This is a genomic window from Lacipirellulaceae bacterium (assembly GCA_040218535.1).
In the GTDB taxonomy this organism is placed as follows: domain Bacteria; phylum Planctomycetota; class Planctomycetia; order Pirellulales; family Lacipirellulaceae; genus Adhaeretor.
Window position 1 is genome coordinate 249,076 of the sequence record JAVJRG010000005.1, and the last position, 16,380, is coordinate 265,455.

Sequence of the window (16,380 nt, forward strand, 5' to 3'; positions counted from 1 at the left end):
GTGAGCTAAGTGCCTGAGCGACCATTTAGACCACCTCTCCCGCCAGCTCACGCCGGCGACTGGGTGGCATCCAGTGAGAGGTGAGCTGCACTGTGAACGCAGTGGCCATCACGACGATCATCCCCACGGGTTGCGGGAACCAGGTGATGAGGCTCAGACCCCAGCTCGCAGCACCGCAGACCGCGATCGACCACACGCTGACGCGGCTATTGCGGGTGTAGTCGGCATGGCGCCACCACCGCAGGCCCACCATCAGGATGGTGAAGTACGAGGCGAACATGGCTAACGGCAGTGAAACGGCACCTCGGTCGAAGTAGCCCTGCTTCAACTCGGGGCTCGTCCAACCAAGCAGACCTGCAAATAAAGTGTCGTGAGGGCCGGGAACGAAGTTACGATTCACAGGCAAATCGAGCATGAGGGTTTGGGCAAGCACATAGGCAGACAATCCAAGCAAAGCTCCTGAGAATAGCATGATGAATCGCATTGGCGCCTGGTCCTCGAACCGTCCCTCGGTCAACTTAGCTGGCACGATCACAGCCCAACTAGCCAGTATGGTTGTCAAGACCGTCCAAATGGACAGCTCCAGCGACGCATGGCTAGCACCAGAGAAAATGCAGGCGACGAGTGCCGTCACTGATGCGACGATGGCAGAGCTCAACAGCGCGCCGAACAAGCTACTTGCTCGTTGGCGGAGCGTGCGGTCCGCCAGTTCGCGATACGCAGCATGACGCCAACCTTGGTTCTTCCGTTTTCTCCAAGGTGACTTTGTGTAGGTGGGTTGCTTGGGCTTTGAGGGTGCTTCCGCTCCGAGGAACGACTCGACACTCTGCGGCTCGAAGCTCGAGATGCTTCCTGGCTCGCCGCCGGGTTCACGGTGACTGGTGAACTCGCGTTGCCCAGCAGGGTGTGATCTTGGTCGGTCGCGTCGTGTGAAAGTGCGCTCTCTGTGCGGGGGATTCAGCAGTGCCCAAATCACCCAATAAAAGCCATAGACACAGCAGGCAAAAAACAAGGGGATCCAAGCACCGGTAGCGACCAGGGCGATCACCAGAAGTAAGAATCCGGCAATCTTTTGAACGGGAGCCCAATTGTGAAAGCCGAGTCGCGCACCGATGTTATCCACGCCACGCATCACGCCGGCAGCGATCGGCTCGACGGGAAAATCAAGGTCCGTGTAGTAATCGTCCTCGATCGGTTTGGCATCATTCACGGGCTCGCCTGAGTAATCCGCGGTGTCAGCCTTTTGAGATTGAAGGTGTATCTCTGGCTCGCCCGGATCGGTCCCCGCGGCCGTAGCAACTCCTGCGGCAGGCGAACCTGCCATGGCTGCTGCTGCAAAGGCGGTCGAGCCAGCGACGTTCTTCAAGCTGCCATCAGCACGCAGTATCGCGAGCATCTCGGCGACGCTCTTGATTCGCTTATCGGGATCCTTAGCCATCGCGCCTTGAATGATCTGGCGGTAAGGCTCTTCGACCACCGTAAAGTCAGGCTCAGCCGTAAGGTGCTTCATCAGCACTTCGCCGACGCTCTCCCCTTCAAAGGGAACATGCCCGGTTAGCATTTCGTAGAAGATGATCCCCAAGGCGTAAGTATCAATCTCCCGCCCGTACCGCCCGTTGGCGATTTCAGGGGCCATGTAATGGACCGTGCCGACGCTTTCGGTTTGTCCGCTACGACGACTGCAGGAGATGAACTTGGAGAGTCCGTAGTCGCCAATCTTTACGCGGCCTTCGTCGATAAAGATATTGGCCGGCTTGAGATCGCGATGCACGATGCCGTGATCATGAAGGTAGGCGACGGCTGAGGCGATCCCCTCGAACCACGCCAGCGCCATGTCTTTGGGCATCCCCTCAGGGTAACGCTCGATCATGTCTTCGAGCGACGCTCCCGAGACGTACTCCATCACGACCCACTGATCTTCGAGATCGTCGGTGCGGATATCGAACAGCGCAACCAAGTTGGGGTGCTTGAGATTCAAGCACTGCTTGACGCCGCGGAGCTCAACTTCTAGATTCCGTCGGATGAGCTTCAGCGCGACTTCCTTGCCGGCATCGCTGACGGCAAAGTAGACCTCGCCAAAGCCGCCGCTGCCGACCCCGCGTTTGATCGTGTAGCCCTCAAGGGGACGAGTCCCGCTGGCGTAGGTAAATCGCGTCGGCTTGCGTGGCGGCTGACTGTTCCCAGAGTCGGGGACGTCAGTCTCGGCAGGCTCAGACGGGGCGGGATGGGGATTCATGGTTAGCGTTTCGGGCATGAGAAGTCGTGGCTCCTAACCACTATGCTATTGTAACCTCATTGCTTGTAAGGTTTTAGTTCTAGCCGGGCAGGTTTCGCTGGGGTGCTTACTCGGCGAATCGGCAAGGATGCTTCTCAGAGTGATTCGAAACTCAGAGCGAAATCTTCCCCCTCAATGCGGGAATTCTCCGCAATTTCCCCCACTTCGACGCCCGGCTCGTCGTCAATCGTCAGTGGGGAGTTGCCCCGGCACCTGAGTTCGTCGCCGTGTCGGAAGAGCACCAGTTCCTCGGACCACTTGCGGCAGCGGACGTGACTATGGGCCTGAGGGCCGAAAACGCAGGTGTCTGCCATTAGGACAATTCCATCCACGGCAGGTTCCAACTTGTTGTGAGTTTGCAGTTGCAGCACCGCCGTGGCACTTAGCACGTGTGGGCGAGTAAACTTCAGCTCCACGGCATCGGAGAGGCCAATCGAGTCGCCGTCGTGTACCACCGTCGGCTCGGTGAGTTTGACTCCATTGATGGTCACTTTGTTTCGAGGTTCCAGAACGTAGTCGCCACCCTCGCGTCGGATGACAGCGTGGCGTCGCGAAAGGTCCGCCAAGATCGGCACATCAACACCGCCGACCGGATCGGGCCGGCCTAAGACAATCGTGTCTCCCAAACACACGAGATAGCCGCCGACTGCGTCAATCCAAGCGACCATGCGTGGGCCTGAATGCTGGTTGGATTGCGAAGGTGTCACGGTGTCGCTCTTGGCACTGACGGGCTTCTGGGTGCTGTGTTTCTGCGGATTGGGTTTCCAACTGGCTCTCTGCTCGCGTTTAGCAGGTCGGCGGAGTTGCAAGGAAGCGACATGTCCGCCAAGTTGTCCAGCGGGAGGTCCCTGGTAGGCACGGGTGACCTCCATACCGACTGCTTTCCAGGCCTTGCGACGCGCCCGACGGGCAGCCGCATGGGACGGAGCTAATTCTAGCAGAGCATCGGCGGTCGCGAGGACCCCGCTCCATTGTCCGGCAGAGATCTGCTCGTGCAGCTTAGGCTCAAGTTCGTGGGTTTCTTTTCCCTTTTCTTCGGCCACGCGAATCGACTCCTCAATGTTACTAGCCAGTTCTGTGGTTGCCGGCTCTAAGGTTGTCGGGGCAGAACTGTCCGATGGCAAGAGATCCTTTGCTGCTTTCCAGTGAGCGACCGCTTTGCGAAATTCTCCTTTGGCTGAGCATTGCTGGGCGGCGGCGACTTTCGCGGTGATGCTCGCCCACACCTTCGCGGTTCCGCTCGCCAAGCGTCGTCGTTTCATTCGGGCAAGCTCATCCTGGGCACTTTGGGTGTCCCCAATCGCAAGCCAGTGAAGAACCTTCTCGAGCCGCTCATTCTGTTGTGAGATGCGAAACTGTTTGAGGTCTTCCTCTTTCGCCCCCAGGTTGGCTGCACGATCAAGATCGCGCCACCCTGCACTACTGGCTCCTTCAGCAATTCGTTCTCCGGCCCTTGCCAGTAATTTGTGGGCCAACTCTTGGGAGAGTCGCTTGGCGGGTAGGAATTCACGCAGCCCTTTGTCGCTTAGGGCGCGGACTGCCTCGTCCCAGCGACCTTCCGCAACCGCCATCCTTGCCGTTCGAAGTTGAAGTCGCCAATACATGGGAGTTGTGAGGGGCTAGAGGTGAGAGGCGAGCGAACACAGAAATGACCAGATCCAAATTACCAATGACCAATGCTCGGGTTGGGACTCCCAAGCATTGGTCATTAAGGCTTGGTCATTGGTCATTCAACAGACAGGCTGACCTTCGCCAGCGAAGTCTCGCCAGCTTCTTCAATCAGGAAGTAGTCCGCGACTTGCTCAGTAATGTCATCAGGCGTCGTCTCGTCGAGAGGAATCTCTTCGACGAAGTTCACGTCGGCATTGGCGAGCTTTGCGGCGACATCTAGCCGTGTGCGAATGTCGTGCATGAGACCTTTAGCGCGAGCGAGTTGACTGTCGTCGAATTGGAAATCGCTCGAAGCTTCGGCGACTTCAACCAACTTGAGCTTGGCTTCCAGGTTCTCCACTTCGACTTGAAGCTGACGCTGCGAGCTCATCATGGCTGTGAGCTTTGCCTGGGCGGCTTCCAGATTACGTTGACGGGCGTCACGCATTTGCTGCAGGCTACCGAGCGTGGCATCGCAAGTCTTGAAGCGATTAAAGCGGCGAGCGAGGTCCTGCTTCACTTCATCCGCACTGTAAGTGCTGCTGGCATAACGGAAGACGTTCTTGCCGGTCTTCAGATCGGCTTGCAGTCGCATGATGTCGGCCTTGTCCTTGTCGGCTTTGGCTTGGGCCTTCTCGATGCGACGATCGAGTTCGGCTACTTCAACCTCTTCCTTGGCGATCACGTGCATCGAACGGCGAATCTCCGGCTCCAGATCGCGTACCATTTTGCGAGCCCGATCGATCTCAAATTCGACGGGGACGCTTTCTTTGACCGATTGAGTGACCCGCTCGTAGCCTGTGCCGACATAGCTTTTCCATTGGTTGCCGAAAAGCAGATAGCCCAAGACGACCGTGGTGACTGTTCCATAAATCAATTTCTTACACATGGCTCTCGCCTCCAAAACTCCAAAAAAACTGGTGGTCGTAAGTACCCAAACGGATGGGCCCGCTCGATGGTGCCAAGGGTAATGAGGCCCCCGAATCGCAGCGGTTGTACGTCAGACAGCACTCAGGAAGTTGCCTAGAGTGGCCGTCTAATAGGGCTTTCGAGTGCTCTGCGACGATCTTGGGAAGTTTTTCAGGTTTTTTTACCAGCATCGCAGCACTGGATTACCGAGGCAGCGTAGGAGTTCAGTGAATCCGCGTCCCTGAGAGGTTCGCGTTGTCTGACATCGAGAAAACCCTAGAATAGTGTGCTTATTAGCTCAAATCCCCAACGCATTAGTGGAACCTGATATGCCTCGCTCCCCCCTCGCTGCCCTGACGGCAGTATTCACGACAGCAAGTTTTTTCTTAATGGCCGGCTGCACCGAGCCAGCTGGCATGAGTACCGCCGACCTGAAAAAGTACCGCACTAGCTTCACCCTGTCAGAGGATCCCGAGGGGGCCATGTCGGTCTTGGACGTGCGTGAGGCGCTGACAGGCGAGCCGCTGGAAGAGGATCACAACCACGATGCGGAGGAAGCTGAGCATGATGAAGAAGGTCACGATCACGAGGATGCCGATCATGACCATGAGGAACACGATCATGCCGACCATGATAGGCATGGCCATGACGGGCACGATCACCACGCCCACGCCGTCGAGGGCGGGAAGGAGATCGTACTGGTTGGCTCCGTAGGTGGACTCGCCAATCCCTGGAAAGAAACTGAGCCGGCGTTCCCCTTCTCCAAGGAGCACGCGGTTCTCTACGTTGTTGATTCGGCCGAGTTGCAAGAGTATGAAGCGCACGAACACAACCACGCCCCAGGCGAGGAATGTGCCTTCTGCGCTGCTCATGCCGGCGATCAATCGAAGCTGATGGCACGGGTAGAATTTAAAGGCAAGGACGGTAAGCTGCTGACCGTGCCGACGCAAAAACTGTTCGAGTTGAAAGAAAAAGAAACCGTCGTCGTGAAAGGCACGGCCCGCATCGCCCCCGGTGGAACCCTGGTGGTTGAAGCGGATGGCCTTTATGTTCGCAAGTAGTCATCAATTGAAACTTTTATATTTTAGGAAACCCATGTTGAACACGATCAAGATATCCACGTTGTGTGTTTTCGCTGCGACGCTGGCGTCTTCGCCGTTGGCGATCGCAGCAACCCAAATCACTGCGAAACCGCAAGCGACGGCAAAAGTTGACGCGACAAAAAAATCAATCAAGAAAGAGCCGGCACTCAAGCTCGCTCCCGAGCAGACAGCCGTTTACGTCGAAAAGATGCACTGCGGCCATTGTGCAAAGAAGATCGTTCGCAAGGTGATTGTCCTCAAGGGAGTGAAGAGCATTTCGACGGACGTGAAAGCCAACCTCGCGATAGTCACGCCGCAGAAGAAGAAGCAAGTCAAGTCCGCCGACATTTGGAAAGCTTGTCAGACTGCCGGGTTTCAGCCCGTGAAGCTGATTGGGCCTGAAGGTACTTTTGCGGCTGACAAGAAGACCAAGGGGCCGCTGCTGGTGGCTAAGCCGCAAGCGGTTAAGAAATCGAAGCAGACTACTCCGCAGAAATCGGCGGCGAAGCCAACAACCAAGAAAAGCTAGCCTCACTGGTTACGCCCAACGGATCGCTTGCGGTTTCGCCGTCATGGCCGACGAACTATCAGCAAGCAGCGTAGAATCCGCAAAGATCACGATCGAGAAGAACTCGGACCCGAACGCCCCGCACAAGGGCGGCTACGTACTGCGTGCTGACTGCGTCGTGCCCGAGTCGATCGAGCGGGTTTTCGACTACTTCAGCGACGCCGGGAATCTTGAGGCCCTAACGCCGCCCTATCTCAACTTCAACATTGTCACACCGCTACCCATTGAGATGCGGCAGGGGGCGATTATCGATTACCGGCTCCGATTGCGGGGACTGCACATCAAGTGGAAGACCGAGATCGCCGCTTGGGAGCCCAATCGGCGGTTCGTCGACCGAGCACTCCGCAGTCCCTACCACTGGTGGCATCACGAGCACTTGTTCGAAGAAACCGAACTCGGCACCCGAGTCATCGATATTGTTCACTACGCGGTGCCAGGTGGTGCGTTGATTCACAATCTACTGGTAAAACGAGATGTCAAGCACATCTTCGAGTACCGCCAGGATCAGCTCGCGTCCGTCTTCCCAAGCTAGGCGAGAACCTATCGCACTTCGGTCGCGAGAAACTTCCGGGTATAACTATGGGCTCGTCTTGCGTAGACGCACACTGACCCAATAGCTTCACTACCTGTTATCCGGAATGTCGAAATTGTCTGGCTCGATGCTACCGCTGGATGCTCCGATCTATGTGACTGGTCATCGGGGAATGGTCGGCTCAGCACTGTTGCGGCGTCTGGAATCCAGTGGATATTCGAATCTGCTCACGGCGACTCGCCAGCAGCTTGATCTCCGCGACCAAACTGCCGTGAACCACTGGTTTGCCGAGATGAAGCCTGCGTTCGTTTTTCACGCAGCGGGAACGGTAGGAGGAATTCACGCCAACAGTTCCCGCCCCGCCGACTTTCTCTACGACAACCTCATGATGCATGCGACCGTCTTGCATGCGTCTTGGCAGACGGGCGTCGAGAAGTTGCTGTATCTAGGGAGCTCCTGCATCTACCCGCGTGACTGCCCTCAACCGATCAAAGAGGAGTATCTGCTCACCGGGCCGTTGGAGGTGACGAACGATGCTTACGCAATCGCCAAGATAGCCGGCTTAAAGGCGTGCGAGGCTTACCGCAGGCAACACGGTTGTCATTTTATTTCGGCCATGCCGACGAATCTGTACGGACCGAACGATAACTTTGACCTGAAGAGTTCTCATGTCTTGCCTGCGCTGATGCGTAAGTTCCATAACTGTCGAGAGTCAGCAGAAGCGGGAGGAGAAGTCACGATCTGGGGCACCGGAAGCCCGCGACGCGAGTTTCTTCATGTCGACGATTTGGCCGATGCCTGCGTATTCATGATGAACCATTACGATGATGCTGAGCCGGTGAATGTCGGCACAGGAATCGACGTGACGATCCGAGAACTTGCCGAATTGATCCAGGAAATCGTCTGCCCCGAAGCTCGGCTGACTTTCGACTCCGACATGCCCGATGGGACGCCTCGGAAGTTGCTTGACGTGACGAAACTGCACGACCTTGGGTGGCACCATAAGATTGACCTGCGCGAGGGGATCGCGAGCACCTACCAGTGGTTCGAGCAAAGAATCGCTTCCGGTGAAAAGTTACGCGGAACGATGGTCTCGTAACCAAGTTTTTGAGAGAATAAATGCCATCGAACTAGAGCCTGTCTTTGTTCAACACTAGGTAATTCGAAAGCAACAGATAATGAATAAGCCTTCGTCACTTCCCGAACTCAACGGCAAGACCGCCTTGATCACTGGTATTACAGGCCAAGATGGCTCGTACCTTTCGGAGTTGCTGCTCAGCAAAGGCTACAAGGTTTGGGGCATCATCCGGCGGAGTTCGTCTTTTAACACCGGGCGGATTGATCATCTCTACCAAGATCCTCACGAATCCAACGTGCGGCTGCGGCTCTGTTATGGTGATCTCAATGACGCCAGCAGCATCAATCGCATCCTGAAAGTGGTTCGCCCGGACGAGATCTATAACCTCGGCGCTCAGTCGCACGTGAAAGTCTCCTTCGAAGTGCCAGAGTACACCGCAGACGTGACCGGATTAGGAGTCGTGCGAATTTTAGAAGCGATGCGGGAGCTCGATCTCGATTCCCGCTTCTATCAGGCTTCATCCTCCGAGCTGTACGGCAAGGTGCTTGAATCACCGCAAACCGAGACGACACCGTTCTATCCACGCAGCCCCTACGCGGCAGCGAAGGCTTACGCCTTTCACATTACGCGTAACTATCGCGAGTCCTATGGCATGTTTGCCGTGAACGGGATTCTCTTTAATCACGAGTCTCCCCGCCGCGGCGAGACGTTTGTCACACGCAAGATCAGCCGTGCTGCCGCTCGCATCAAACTCGGCCAGCAGGATTGCGTTTATCTTGGGAATCTCGACGCACGTCGCGACTGGGGTTTTGCCGGAGATTATGTCGACGCCATGTGGCGGATGTTGCAGGTGGACACGCCCAATGACTATGTGATTGCTACTGGCGAGACCCATTCCGTCAGAAGCTTCTGCGAACTTTGCTTCGCCGAAGTTGGACTGCCCATTGAGTGGTCTGGTAGCGAAACCAACGAAGTTGGTCGAGATACCGAGGGCAACGTTGTTGTACGGATCGACCCACGGTATTTCCGTCCTGCAGAGGTCGACCTGCTTTTGGGTGATGCGACCAAGGCGAAAACCGATCTCGGTTGGGAGCCCAAGGTATCACTGGCGGAGCTGGCCAAGATGATGGTCCAGAACGACCTGCAGCTCGCCGCCTCTCAAGCGGATGCATTCGTCGCCAACGAGGTTTAACTCAATTTGAATAGCCCCAGATCAATGGACATTAAGTAACTACTATGAAGCATTTTTTTCTAGTGTTGTCGCTCTCCCTTCTCGCCTCCCCTGCCTCGGCGTTGGATGTCCTAAGCTGGAACGTCGAATCTGAGGGGGCCGACCCAGAGATCATTGCCAGACAGCTTGCCGAACTTCCCCGGGCCGATGCTTACCTCCTGCAGGAAGTCGATGCGCGTGACATCGGCCGGTATGCCGCAGCCATTCGTGATAAGTACGGACGAAGCTACAAGTATTATGTGTCGTCGCTGGGTGGGCGTGATCGCTTGGCGGCAATTGTGGACACCAGCAAGTTTCATATTCGTTCCTATACGGAGTTGATGAGCTTTCGCAACTATCGTTTGAACGACTACTCGCATCGCTCGCCACTTGTTACACATATTCAACGGAAATCTGACCAGCAAGAATTCCTGCTCGTCACCGTGCACCACGCCCGCAGGAATGAAGACTTGCGAAAAGAACAATCCGTGGGCCTCAGCGAATGGGCGAAGGCCCAACCGTTGCCCGTCATCTTGGCAGGCGACTGCAATTTTGATTACGACATCAATGCAAAACGCGGGAACGCTTCCTACCAAGCTTTCCTAGCCACCAATGTCTGGACGGCCCCAACTCTTGAGAAAGACGTTGACACCAACTACGACGATCGCGACCGCGATGGCCGCGATGACTATCCTGGCTCTCGTCTGGATTTTGCTTTCGTCAAGTCGAATGGGAAGCCGCTGAACGCCAAACTTGAAATCATCGTCCGCCCAGGCGATTTTCCTGATACCAAGGCCACCAGCGATCACCGCCCGTTACTTTTACAAGTGACGACCTCTCAGTAGTTCTCGGACTCCGCCGCCGTTCTTTTTGTCGTGTCGAAACAAGTCTATTATTTCGGCTGTCCCCAGTGGACAACTCCGGGCTGGGTGGGGACTCTTTTCTCCACTAAGAACCGCGGTCGTTGGCTCTCGGAGTACTCACAGGTTTTCAATACCGTTGAAGGGAATACCGTTTTCTACGGATTGCCGACGCGAGATACCGTGCAGCGGTGGTCTCAAGAAGTGGCGCCCGGCTTTCAGTTCTGTTTGAAATTCCCGAGGACTATTTCTCATGAGAGACAACTCGTAAAAGCGGAACGAGAAACTGCCGATTTTCTCGATCGATTGGCGATTCTTAAGGAAGCAGATCACCTTGGACCAAGCTTCTTGCAGCTTCCGCCGCATTTCTCAGGCGAGCATTTTGACAAGCTGGAAGCCTACCTAAGCAGTTTGCCAATCGAGTTTACGTATGCCGTCGACCTACGTCACTTAGACTACTTCGATAATGGCAGATGCGAGACACAACTGAACGTCTTGCTCAAAGAGTTAAACATTGACCGCGTTTTGTTTGAGACAGAGCCCTTATTCTCGGCCGCACCAGCCGATGAGCATGAAGTTCATGCCCAGGATCGCAAACCCAAAGTTCCTTCTCGAGCAACGACGACTGGTGGTCGTCCGTTCCTGCGTTTCGTGGGAAGAACTGACCTCACGGAAATCGAAAGCTGGATTGAACGCTGGACTGCCGAAACAGCCGCCTGGATCGAGCAAGGGAAGACCCCCTACGTGTTTCTCCATGCCCCAAACCAAGTGGATTCAGCGACTTTTGCCGAGGTTTTCCATCGCAGTCTTCAGGCGAGAATCCCCCGGCTACCGGACCTCTCCGAATGGCCAGGCCGCCAAGTCCCCCAGCAAACGTCGCTATTTTAGAAGAGTATCCAGCCACTCATCATTCAACAATCAGCGTTACGAAAATGCGTTCCTACCGCCAAGAACTTTGGTTCAACATCGCCCAGCGCATGGGTTTTGAGAACATCACGCCCACGATCAGCCAGTGCCTCGCCGAAAGCGGAATCACAGAGGGGCTTTGCCTCGTCAACGCAATGCATATCACGGCGAGCGTTTTTATCAACGATGATGAACAGGGTTTACTCCGCGACTACAGCAAGTGGCTTGAAGAACTGGCCCCGTTCGATGCTTCGCCGCAGCGTTACCATCACAATCGCACTGGCGAAGACAACGCCGATGCGCACCACAAACGTCAGATTATGGGACGCGAAGTCGTTGTCGCCGTGACTGAGGGGAAACTCGACTTTGGGCCTTGGGAGCAGATTTTCTACGGCGAGTTTGACGGACGTCGCAAGAAACGCGTGTTGGTGAAGATCATCGGCGAATAGCCGTCGAGTAATCTTCGTGTTCCGCGACACTCCATGCGCGGGCATTGATGTAGGCTCGGGCCTTCGTCTCAGCAAAGGAGCCCTGTTTCTCGATTAAGCCTTCCTTGTAGGCGAGCTCGTCCGAGTATCCCGGCAGCAGCACATGATAATCGTACTTGATCCGGTTTGGGTGGATGCGATTGATGTGCCGCACGAGGTTCGTGGTGCAGTTGTTGGATAGCGTGTCATAGAACTCCGGATGCGCGGCCAGTTCATTCGCTCGGCTCATGACATCCACGAATAACCGTTGTGCTTGCTCTGGGGTTGCCTTGGTGCGGTAGAGATAGACATTCTCGTTGCGGAAGTGCGTCCGGACTTTGATCACGTCGCGTTCGTCAGCAACGACGTACATCAACTCGTACTGGCGGGCGCTTCCTTTCCAAGCCGCGTACGACTCGCCGACTTCTTTACGCGTTTCGACACTGACTGTCAGGTGCTCACGAGGGCCTTTTTCAGGGGCAAACTCGAAGCTCAGCATCGTATGGGCCAATCGCGGCATTCCCTCGAAAGGAACCATGAAGAAGTCGACTGCTTGCAGGTCGCTTAACTTGTAGGTTCGATCGTCATAGTTGACGATGAACTCTTCACCGGTTGGGTCTTCCTGTTCAGCGACTTCGGCACCACCAAAGTATTGGCAGTGGCGAACGTTGCGTACCGTGACCTCATCGCCTGAGAATTCCGCATACGGAAGAACGGCCTGCTCGGGAGCCCAGTTGCGGACATTCGACGGCGCCATCACCTTGGCGGCACTTTGGCAACCAACGAGCGAAGCGAGTAAAATGAGCAGCAAGCAGCGCATGAGGCGAAGAGTAGTCAAACGCTAGCACTGATTCAATGTCAACATCGCCGCTTGCGGCTTAGCCGCGTCAGAGCCGGCAATTGGCGATCGAAGTCTCCAGAATCGCCTTCGCCCCGAGCTGTTCTAGCTGCTCCATGATGCCGATCACTTCGCCCCGCTTGACCATGGCTCGTACGCTGAACCAGCCTTCTTCTTCAAGCCGATTGACCGTCGGTGAGGAGAAGCCCGGGGTGATTTTCTCGGCTTCCACCAGATTCTCCTTCTCGACGTTATACTCCAACAGGGAGTAGGCCCGGGCAATAACGACGCCTTCAATGCGGCGAGTGATTCGATCAGCTAGCTCGGTGTGCTTCGTAGCCGGATTTTGCACGAGGGCCGTTTCGTATCGTCCTATCTCTGTAAGAATCCTTAGGCGATTGGCGGCCAGTGTGCTGCCCGTTTCGACGAGGTCAACAATCGCATCGGCGATACCCAGGGCAATCATCACTTCCACCGAGCCCGTCAACTCAACGATGTGCGCCTCGGCCCCGTGTTCTTTGAGGAAGGTACGGGTAACGTGCGGGAAGCTGGTTGCAATCCGCTTCCCCGCCAAGTCTTTTGGGCTGTTGATCGAACTATCTTCGGGAACGCAAACTGCAAGGCCGCAGTTTCCTACGCCAAGGTTTAACCGTGTGGTCAGCTTGGCACCGCTTTCGGCCACCAAGTCACTCCCCGTGATCCCCAGATCAATGGCTCCTTCTTCGCAGAGAACCGGGATGTCGTTAGTCCGCAGGAAAGTGATATCAATGGGCATATCGCGCACCCGCGCGAACAGACTGCGATCTTGACGGCGGAAGCGCAGGCCTGCGTCTTTGAGTAATTGCCCGGCAAGATCCGCGAGACGGCCTTTACTGGGAATGCCAATGCGTAGATTCTCTGAGTTCATAAAGTGTTTCGTTTGTTACTTTTCTCGACTAGCTTTTTCTTCTAATCCGGACATGCCAAAGCGGCGGGCAAGTTCGCTTTCGACCTCTGCAAGCGTTATCTCCCGTTGAGCTAAAAGAACCAACAAGTGATAGATCACATCTCCGGCTTCGGCGATCGTGTGCTGACGGCCCTCTTCACCCGGTTCGCCAGCGGCTTCGACAACTTCGGCTGCTTCCTCGGTGATCTTGCTGCCGATCTTTTCCACACCGCCGGCAAGCAATTTAGCCGTGTACGAACCGCCTGTGTCGCCTGAGGCTTTACGCTGGGTGATGGTTGCTTCGAGTTGATCGAGAGGACGCATGTCGGTTTCACTGACGGCGTAGTAAGTAGCGCCTAGGAGCGTTATTCGTTTGTAGGTAAGCTCTCCAGTGTAAGTTGCAGTCCAAAGTCTTACAACGCGGCGCAGCTAACAATTGCGCCTTGATGTGCCCGACACCTAGAATCGAAGCTTAATTGACCATGTCTCTTAATGTGTCCGAGACTCTTCCTGCCCAGGATTGCTGGTTTCTCACCGGCGCGACGGCGGTCGGCAAGACCAGCGTGGCTCTCGCTCTTGCGAAGAAGTTGGGGGCGGAAATTATCTCGATGGACTCGATGGCCATCTACCGCGGCATGGACATCGGCACGGCCAAGCCGACGCCGGAGGAACAGGGCCAAGTCCCTCACCACCTGATCGATATTGTCGATCCGAGCGACGAGTACAGTGTGGCTCAATACGTTGAGCAGGCACATTCGCTCGTTCTTGAGATTCGCAGTCGAGGAAACGAGCCGCTGTTCGTTGGTGGAACCCCCTTGTACCTGAAGAGTCTGCTGCGCGGCATCTTCGACGGTCCACCGGCGGATTGGAAGCTTCGCGAGGAAATTGAGAAAGAGCTTGAAGAAGTTGGTAGTCAGGCATTGCATCAAGTACTCCAACAAGTCGATCCACTCGCAGCCGACGCCATCCACCCGAATGATGCCCGTAGGTTGATTCGTGCGATTGAAGTTTATCGGACAACGGGCCAGCCGATCAGCCACCAGCAAATGCAATTCGATGATGGCCGCCCCGCCGAGGAGTGTCGCGTCTTCGTGTTGCGGCGGCCCCGCGAACAACAGCGTGAACGCATTAACGAGCGGGTCGATAGCATGCTCGAGCGCGGACTTGTCGAAGAGGTTCGCGGCCTCGTCGAGAAAGGCGTGCAATTCGGAAGGACCTCTTCACAAGCAGTCGGTTACCGTGAAGTGCTTGCTCAACTTGAAGGAGAGATCACCCACGAAGAAATGGTTGAGAAGATCAAATCTAGCACTCGGAGGTTTTCAAAGCGTCAGGGGACCTGGTTCCGAAGTCTGAGCGAGTGCCGCTTCGTGGATGTCGAGGCAGATGAAACGCCGGAAGAGAATGCTGGGCGGATTGCCGAAATGCCGTGACGACGAATACCGAGGCTGGGGCATCTTGCCCCCAGTATGCGAAGGTGCGAAACTACGGTTGGAAGCCACAGCCACGGGGAGGTCGCTAAGCATTCCGCGCGATGACGAACTCAGCCAACGCCATCAGTGACTGATGGGCCTGGAATCGGCGAGCCGATCCATTGTCTGATGACTCCGGTTTCAGCGATCTGATGCGATCCGCAGCTCGCTCAGCGTATTCAACGGCTATTCGACGAGCAGCAGCGATCTCGCCCGAGTCACTGAGCCAAGCTTGAATCGTTGCCAGATTCTCTGGCGTAGGCGTCGTGCAGAGCCGTTCGAGCTCCGTTCGATCCGCTGGTGAGCATTGATCGCGGAGGTTGATCAGCGGCAGTGTCATTTTGCAATGGGCTAGGTCAGTTCCTAGCGACTTGCCCACGTCTGATTCGTCTCCGATGAGGTCAAGCAAATCATCGGCGATCTGGAAAGCAATTCCCAAGTCGCTACCGTAATCGCGATACTGGGTAACAGTCTTCTCATTGGCACCAGCGTAGAAAGCGCCAAGTTCACACGCACAAGCACAGAGAGCTGCCGTTTTGGCGTCGATGATGTGAAGATATTCTTCGCGACTGATATCAAAGTTGCCAGCACTTGCTGTCTGTAGCAACTCTCCTTCACAGACGCGATTGGTGGCGTGGCCAATGGTGCGGCAGCCATGTGGCGTCTCGAGAGTGCTCGCCAAGTAAAAGGCATGTGTGAAAAGGTAATCGCCAAGCAAAACGCTCGTTTGATTGCTCCAGCGTGCATTCACGGTGTCGGTGTGACGACGAACATCTGCTTCGTCAAGAACGTCGTCATGCACGAGCGTTGCCGTGTGAACCATCTCGACGACGGCGGCGAGCGTGGTATGTTCCCCGGTGACCTTTCCTGAAGCGGCAGCAGTAAGCAAAAGCAACGCTGGGCGCAACCGTTTGCCACTCATGCGAAAAGAATGTTGTGCAAGCTCATCGATGAAAGGCTTTTGATGGCTGAGTTCATCACGGAGCCTCGACTCTGTTGCATTGAGGTCCCCGGCGATTGGCGCAAACAGCCGCTGAAGTTGAGCTGCTATGTCAGGGGGTGTAGCCGTTTGCGTCGTCATCGATTTGTTGTGTTGCTTGTAGGTAGGCAGCTTAGATTATGTGTCTTTCAATCGATCAAATTCGCCGCTCGCCCCGCCTGATTTCTTATCAAGCTGGATGTTCTGGATCGACATCCCTCGATCAACGGCTTTGCACATATCGTAGACCGTCAGGGCCGCGACACTCACGGCGGTTAACGCTTCCATCTCAACGCCCGTCTTTGCAGCAATCGCTGCCGTCGCCGTGATGTGCAGCGTGTCGTCGCCCTGGGGCTCGAGGGAGATCGAAATCGAATCCAAGGACAACGGATGACAGAGAGGGATTAGATCGCTCGTCTTCTTCGCAGCCATGATGCCGGCCAGTCGAGCGACTTCCAAGACATCGCCCTTCGCATGCTTGCGGCTGACGATCAGAGCCAGCGTCTCCGGCTGCATGTGAACCTGACCGCTGGCCGTCGCTGCTCGTTCAGTAACCGGCTTCCCACCGACATCTACCATGCGGCTGGCGCCTTGATCGTCGAAATGGGAGAGGTCAGTCACGGCAAATAAAG

17 protein-coding genes are annotated in these 16,380 nt (G+C 55.7%); 9 read left to right on the forward strand and 8 right to left on the reverse strand.

All coding sequences use genetic code 11. The features are described 5' to 3' along the window. Positions 1-25 precede the first annotated feature (25 nt). The 3 genes from RIB44_01205 to RIB44_01215 form a co-directional block, all read right to left on the reverse strand. Positions 26-2,254: a bifunctional serine/threonine protein kinase/MFS transporter gene (locus RIB44_01205; protein MEQ8615188.1), complete on the reverse strand. Its 2,229-nt coding sequence runs from the start codon at positions 2,252-2,254 to the stop codon at positions 26-28. Between the two features lie 116 nt (positions 2,255-2,370). After that, positions 2,371-3,879: an FHA domain-containing protein gene (locus RIB44_01210; protein ID MEQ8615189.1), complete on the reverse strand. Its 1,509-nt coding sequence runs from the start codon at positions 3,877-3,879 to the stop codon at positions 2,371-2,373. A 122-nt stretch (positions 3,880-4,001) separates the two neighbouring features. After that, complete coding sequence (locus RIB44_01215) at positions 4,002-4,814, reverse strand: hypothetical protein (GenBank protein MEQ8615190.1); 813 nt, start codon at positions 4,812-4,814, stop codon at positions 4,002-4,004. Positions 4,815-5,163: 349 nt separating this feature from the next. On the opposite strand from RIB44_01215, the gene RIB44_01220 reads away from it, so the two are divergent. The 8 genes from RIB44_01220 (at position 5,164) to RIB44_01255 (ending at position 11,519) form a co-directional block, all read left to right on the forward strand. Continuing rightward, positions 5,164-5,895, forward strand: a complete 732-nt coding sequence (locus tag RIB44_01220) for a hypothetical protein (protein MEQ8615191.1) — start codon at positions 5,164-5,166, stop codon at positions 5,893-5,895. A gap of 34 nt (positions 5,896-5,929) precedes the next feature. Next, positions 5,930-6,445, forward strand: a complete 516-nt coding sequence (locus RIB44_01225) for a heavy-metal-associated domain-containing protein (protein ID MEQ8615192.1) — start codon at positions 5,930-5,932, stop codon at positions 6,443-6,445. A gap of 43 nt (positions 6,446-6,488) precedes the next feature. Then, entirely contained in the window at positions 6,489-7,016 is a 528-nt protein-coding gene (locus RIB44_01230; protein ID MEQ8615193.1) for an SRPBCC family protein, read from the forward strand. 106 nt (positions 7,017-7,122) lie between these two features. Further along, positions 7,123-8,115: a GDP-L-fucose synthase gene (locus tag RIB44_01235; protein MEQ8615194.1), complete on the forward strand. Its 993-nt coding sequence runs from the start codon at positions 7,123-7,125 to the stop codon at positions 8,113-8,115. 79 nt (positions 8,116-8,194) lie between these two features. Then, complete coding sequence (gene gmd, locus RIB44_01240; GenBank protein MEQ8615195.1) at positions 8,195-9,286, forward strand: GDP-mannose 4,6-dehydratase; 1,092 nt, start codon at positions 8,195-8,197, stop codon at positions 9,284-9,286. Positions 9,287-9,330: 44 nt separating this feature from the next. Next, a complete protein-coding gene (locus tag RIB44_01245; protein MEQ8615196.1) occupies positions 9,331-10,149 on the forward strand; it encodes a hypothetical protein in 819 nt (272 codons plus the stop codon). 30 nt (positions 10,150-10,179) lie between these two features. Next, a complete protein-coding gene (locus RIB44_01250; GenBank protein MEQ8615197.1) occupies positions 10,180-11,052 on the forward strand; it encodes a DUF72 domain-containing protein in 873 nt (290 codons plus the stop codon). Positions 11,053-11,096: 44 nt separating this feature from the next. After that, positions 11,097-11,519 (forward strand): secondary thiamine-phosphate synthase enzyme YjbQ, encoded by a 423-nt coding sequence (locus RIB44_01255; protein ID MEQ8615198.1) that lies wholly within the window; start codon positions 11,097-11,099, stop codon positions 11,517-11,519. Here RIB44_01255 and RIB44_01260 read toward each other — a convergent pair. Genes RIB44_01260 through hisE form a run of 3 tightly spaced genes read right to left on the reverse strand, consistent with a single transcriptional unit; the run spans position 11,506 to position 13,624 of the window. Continuing rightward, positions 11,506-12,375 (reverse strand): DUF4105 domain-containing protein, encoded by an 870-nt coding sequence (locus RIB44_01260; GenBank protein MEQ8615199.1) that lies wholly within the window; start codon positions 12,373-12,375, stop codon positions 11,506-11,508. The genes RIB44_01255 and RIB44_01260 overlap by 14 nt on opposite strands. Positions 12,376-12,424: 49 nt before the next feature. Beyond that, complete coding sequence (hisG, locus tag RIB44_01265) at positions 12,425-13,282, reverse strand: ATP phosphoribosyltransferase (protein MEQ8615200.1); 858 nt, start codon at positions 13,280-13,282, stop codon at positions 12,425-12,427. A gap of 15 nt (positions 13,283-13,297) precedes the next feature. After that, the gene (gene hisE, locus RIB44_01270) at positions 13,298-13,624 is read right to left on the reverse strand and encodes a phosphoribosyl-ATP diphosphatase (protein ID MEQ8615201.1); all 327 of its coding nucleotides are present in this window, start codon (positions 13,622-13,624) and stop codon (positions 13,298-13,300) included. A 158-nt stretch (positions 13,625-13,782) separates the two neighbouring features. Between hisE and miaA the strand changes: the two genes are divergently transcribed. After that, entirely contained in the window at positions 13,783-14,730 is a 948-nt protein-coding gene (gene miaA, locus RIB44_01275; GenBank protein MEQ8615202.1) for a tRNA (adenosine(37)-N6)-dimethylallyltransferase MiaA, read from the forward strand. A gap of 85 nt (positions 14,731-14,815) precedes the next feature. On the opposite strand, the gene RIB44_01280 is transcribed toward miaA, so the two are convergent. Both RIB44_01280 and moaC read right to left on the reverse strand, forming a co-directional pair. Next, positions 14,816-15,850, reverse strand: a complete 1,035-nt coding sequence (locus RIB44_01280; protein MEQ8615203.1) for a polyprenyl synthetase family protein — start codon at positions 15,848-15,850, stop codon at positions 14,816-14,818. A 36-nt stretch (positions 15,851-15,886) separates the two neighbouring features. After that, on the reverse strand, positions 15,887-16,369 hold the full coding sequence (gene moaC / locus RIB44_01285) for a cyclic pyranopterin monophosphate synthase MoaC (protein MEQ8615204.1): 483 nt from the start codon (positions 16,367-16,369) through the stop codon (positions 15,887-15,889). Between the last annotated feature and the right edge of the window lie 11 nt (positions 16,370-16,380).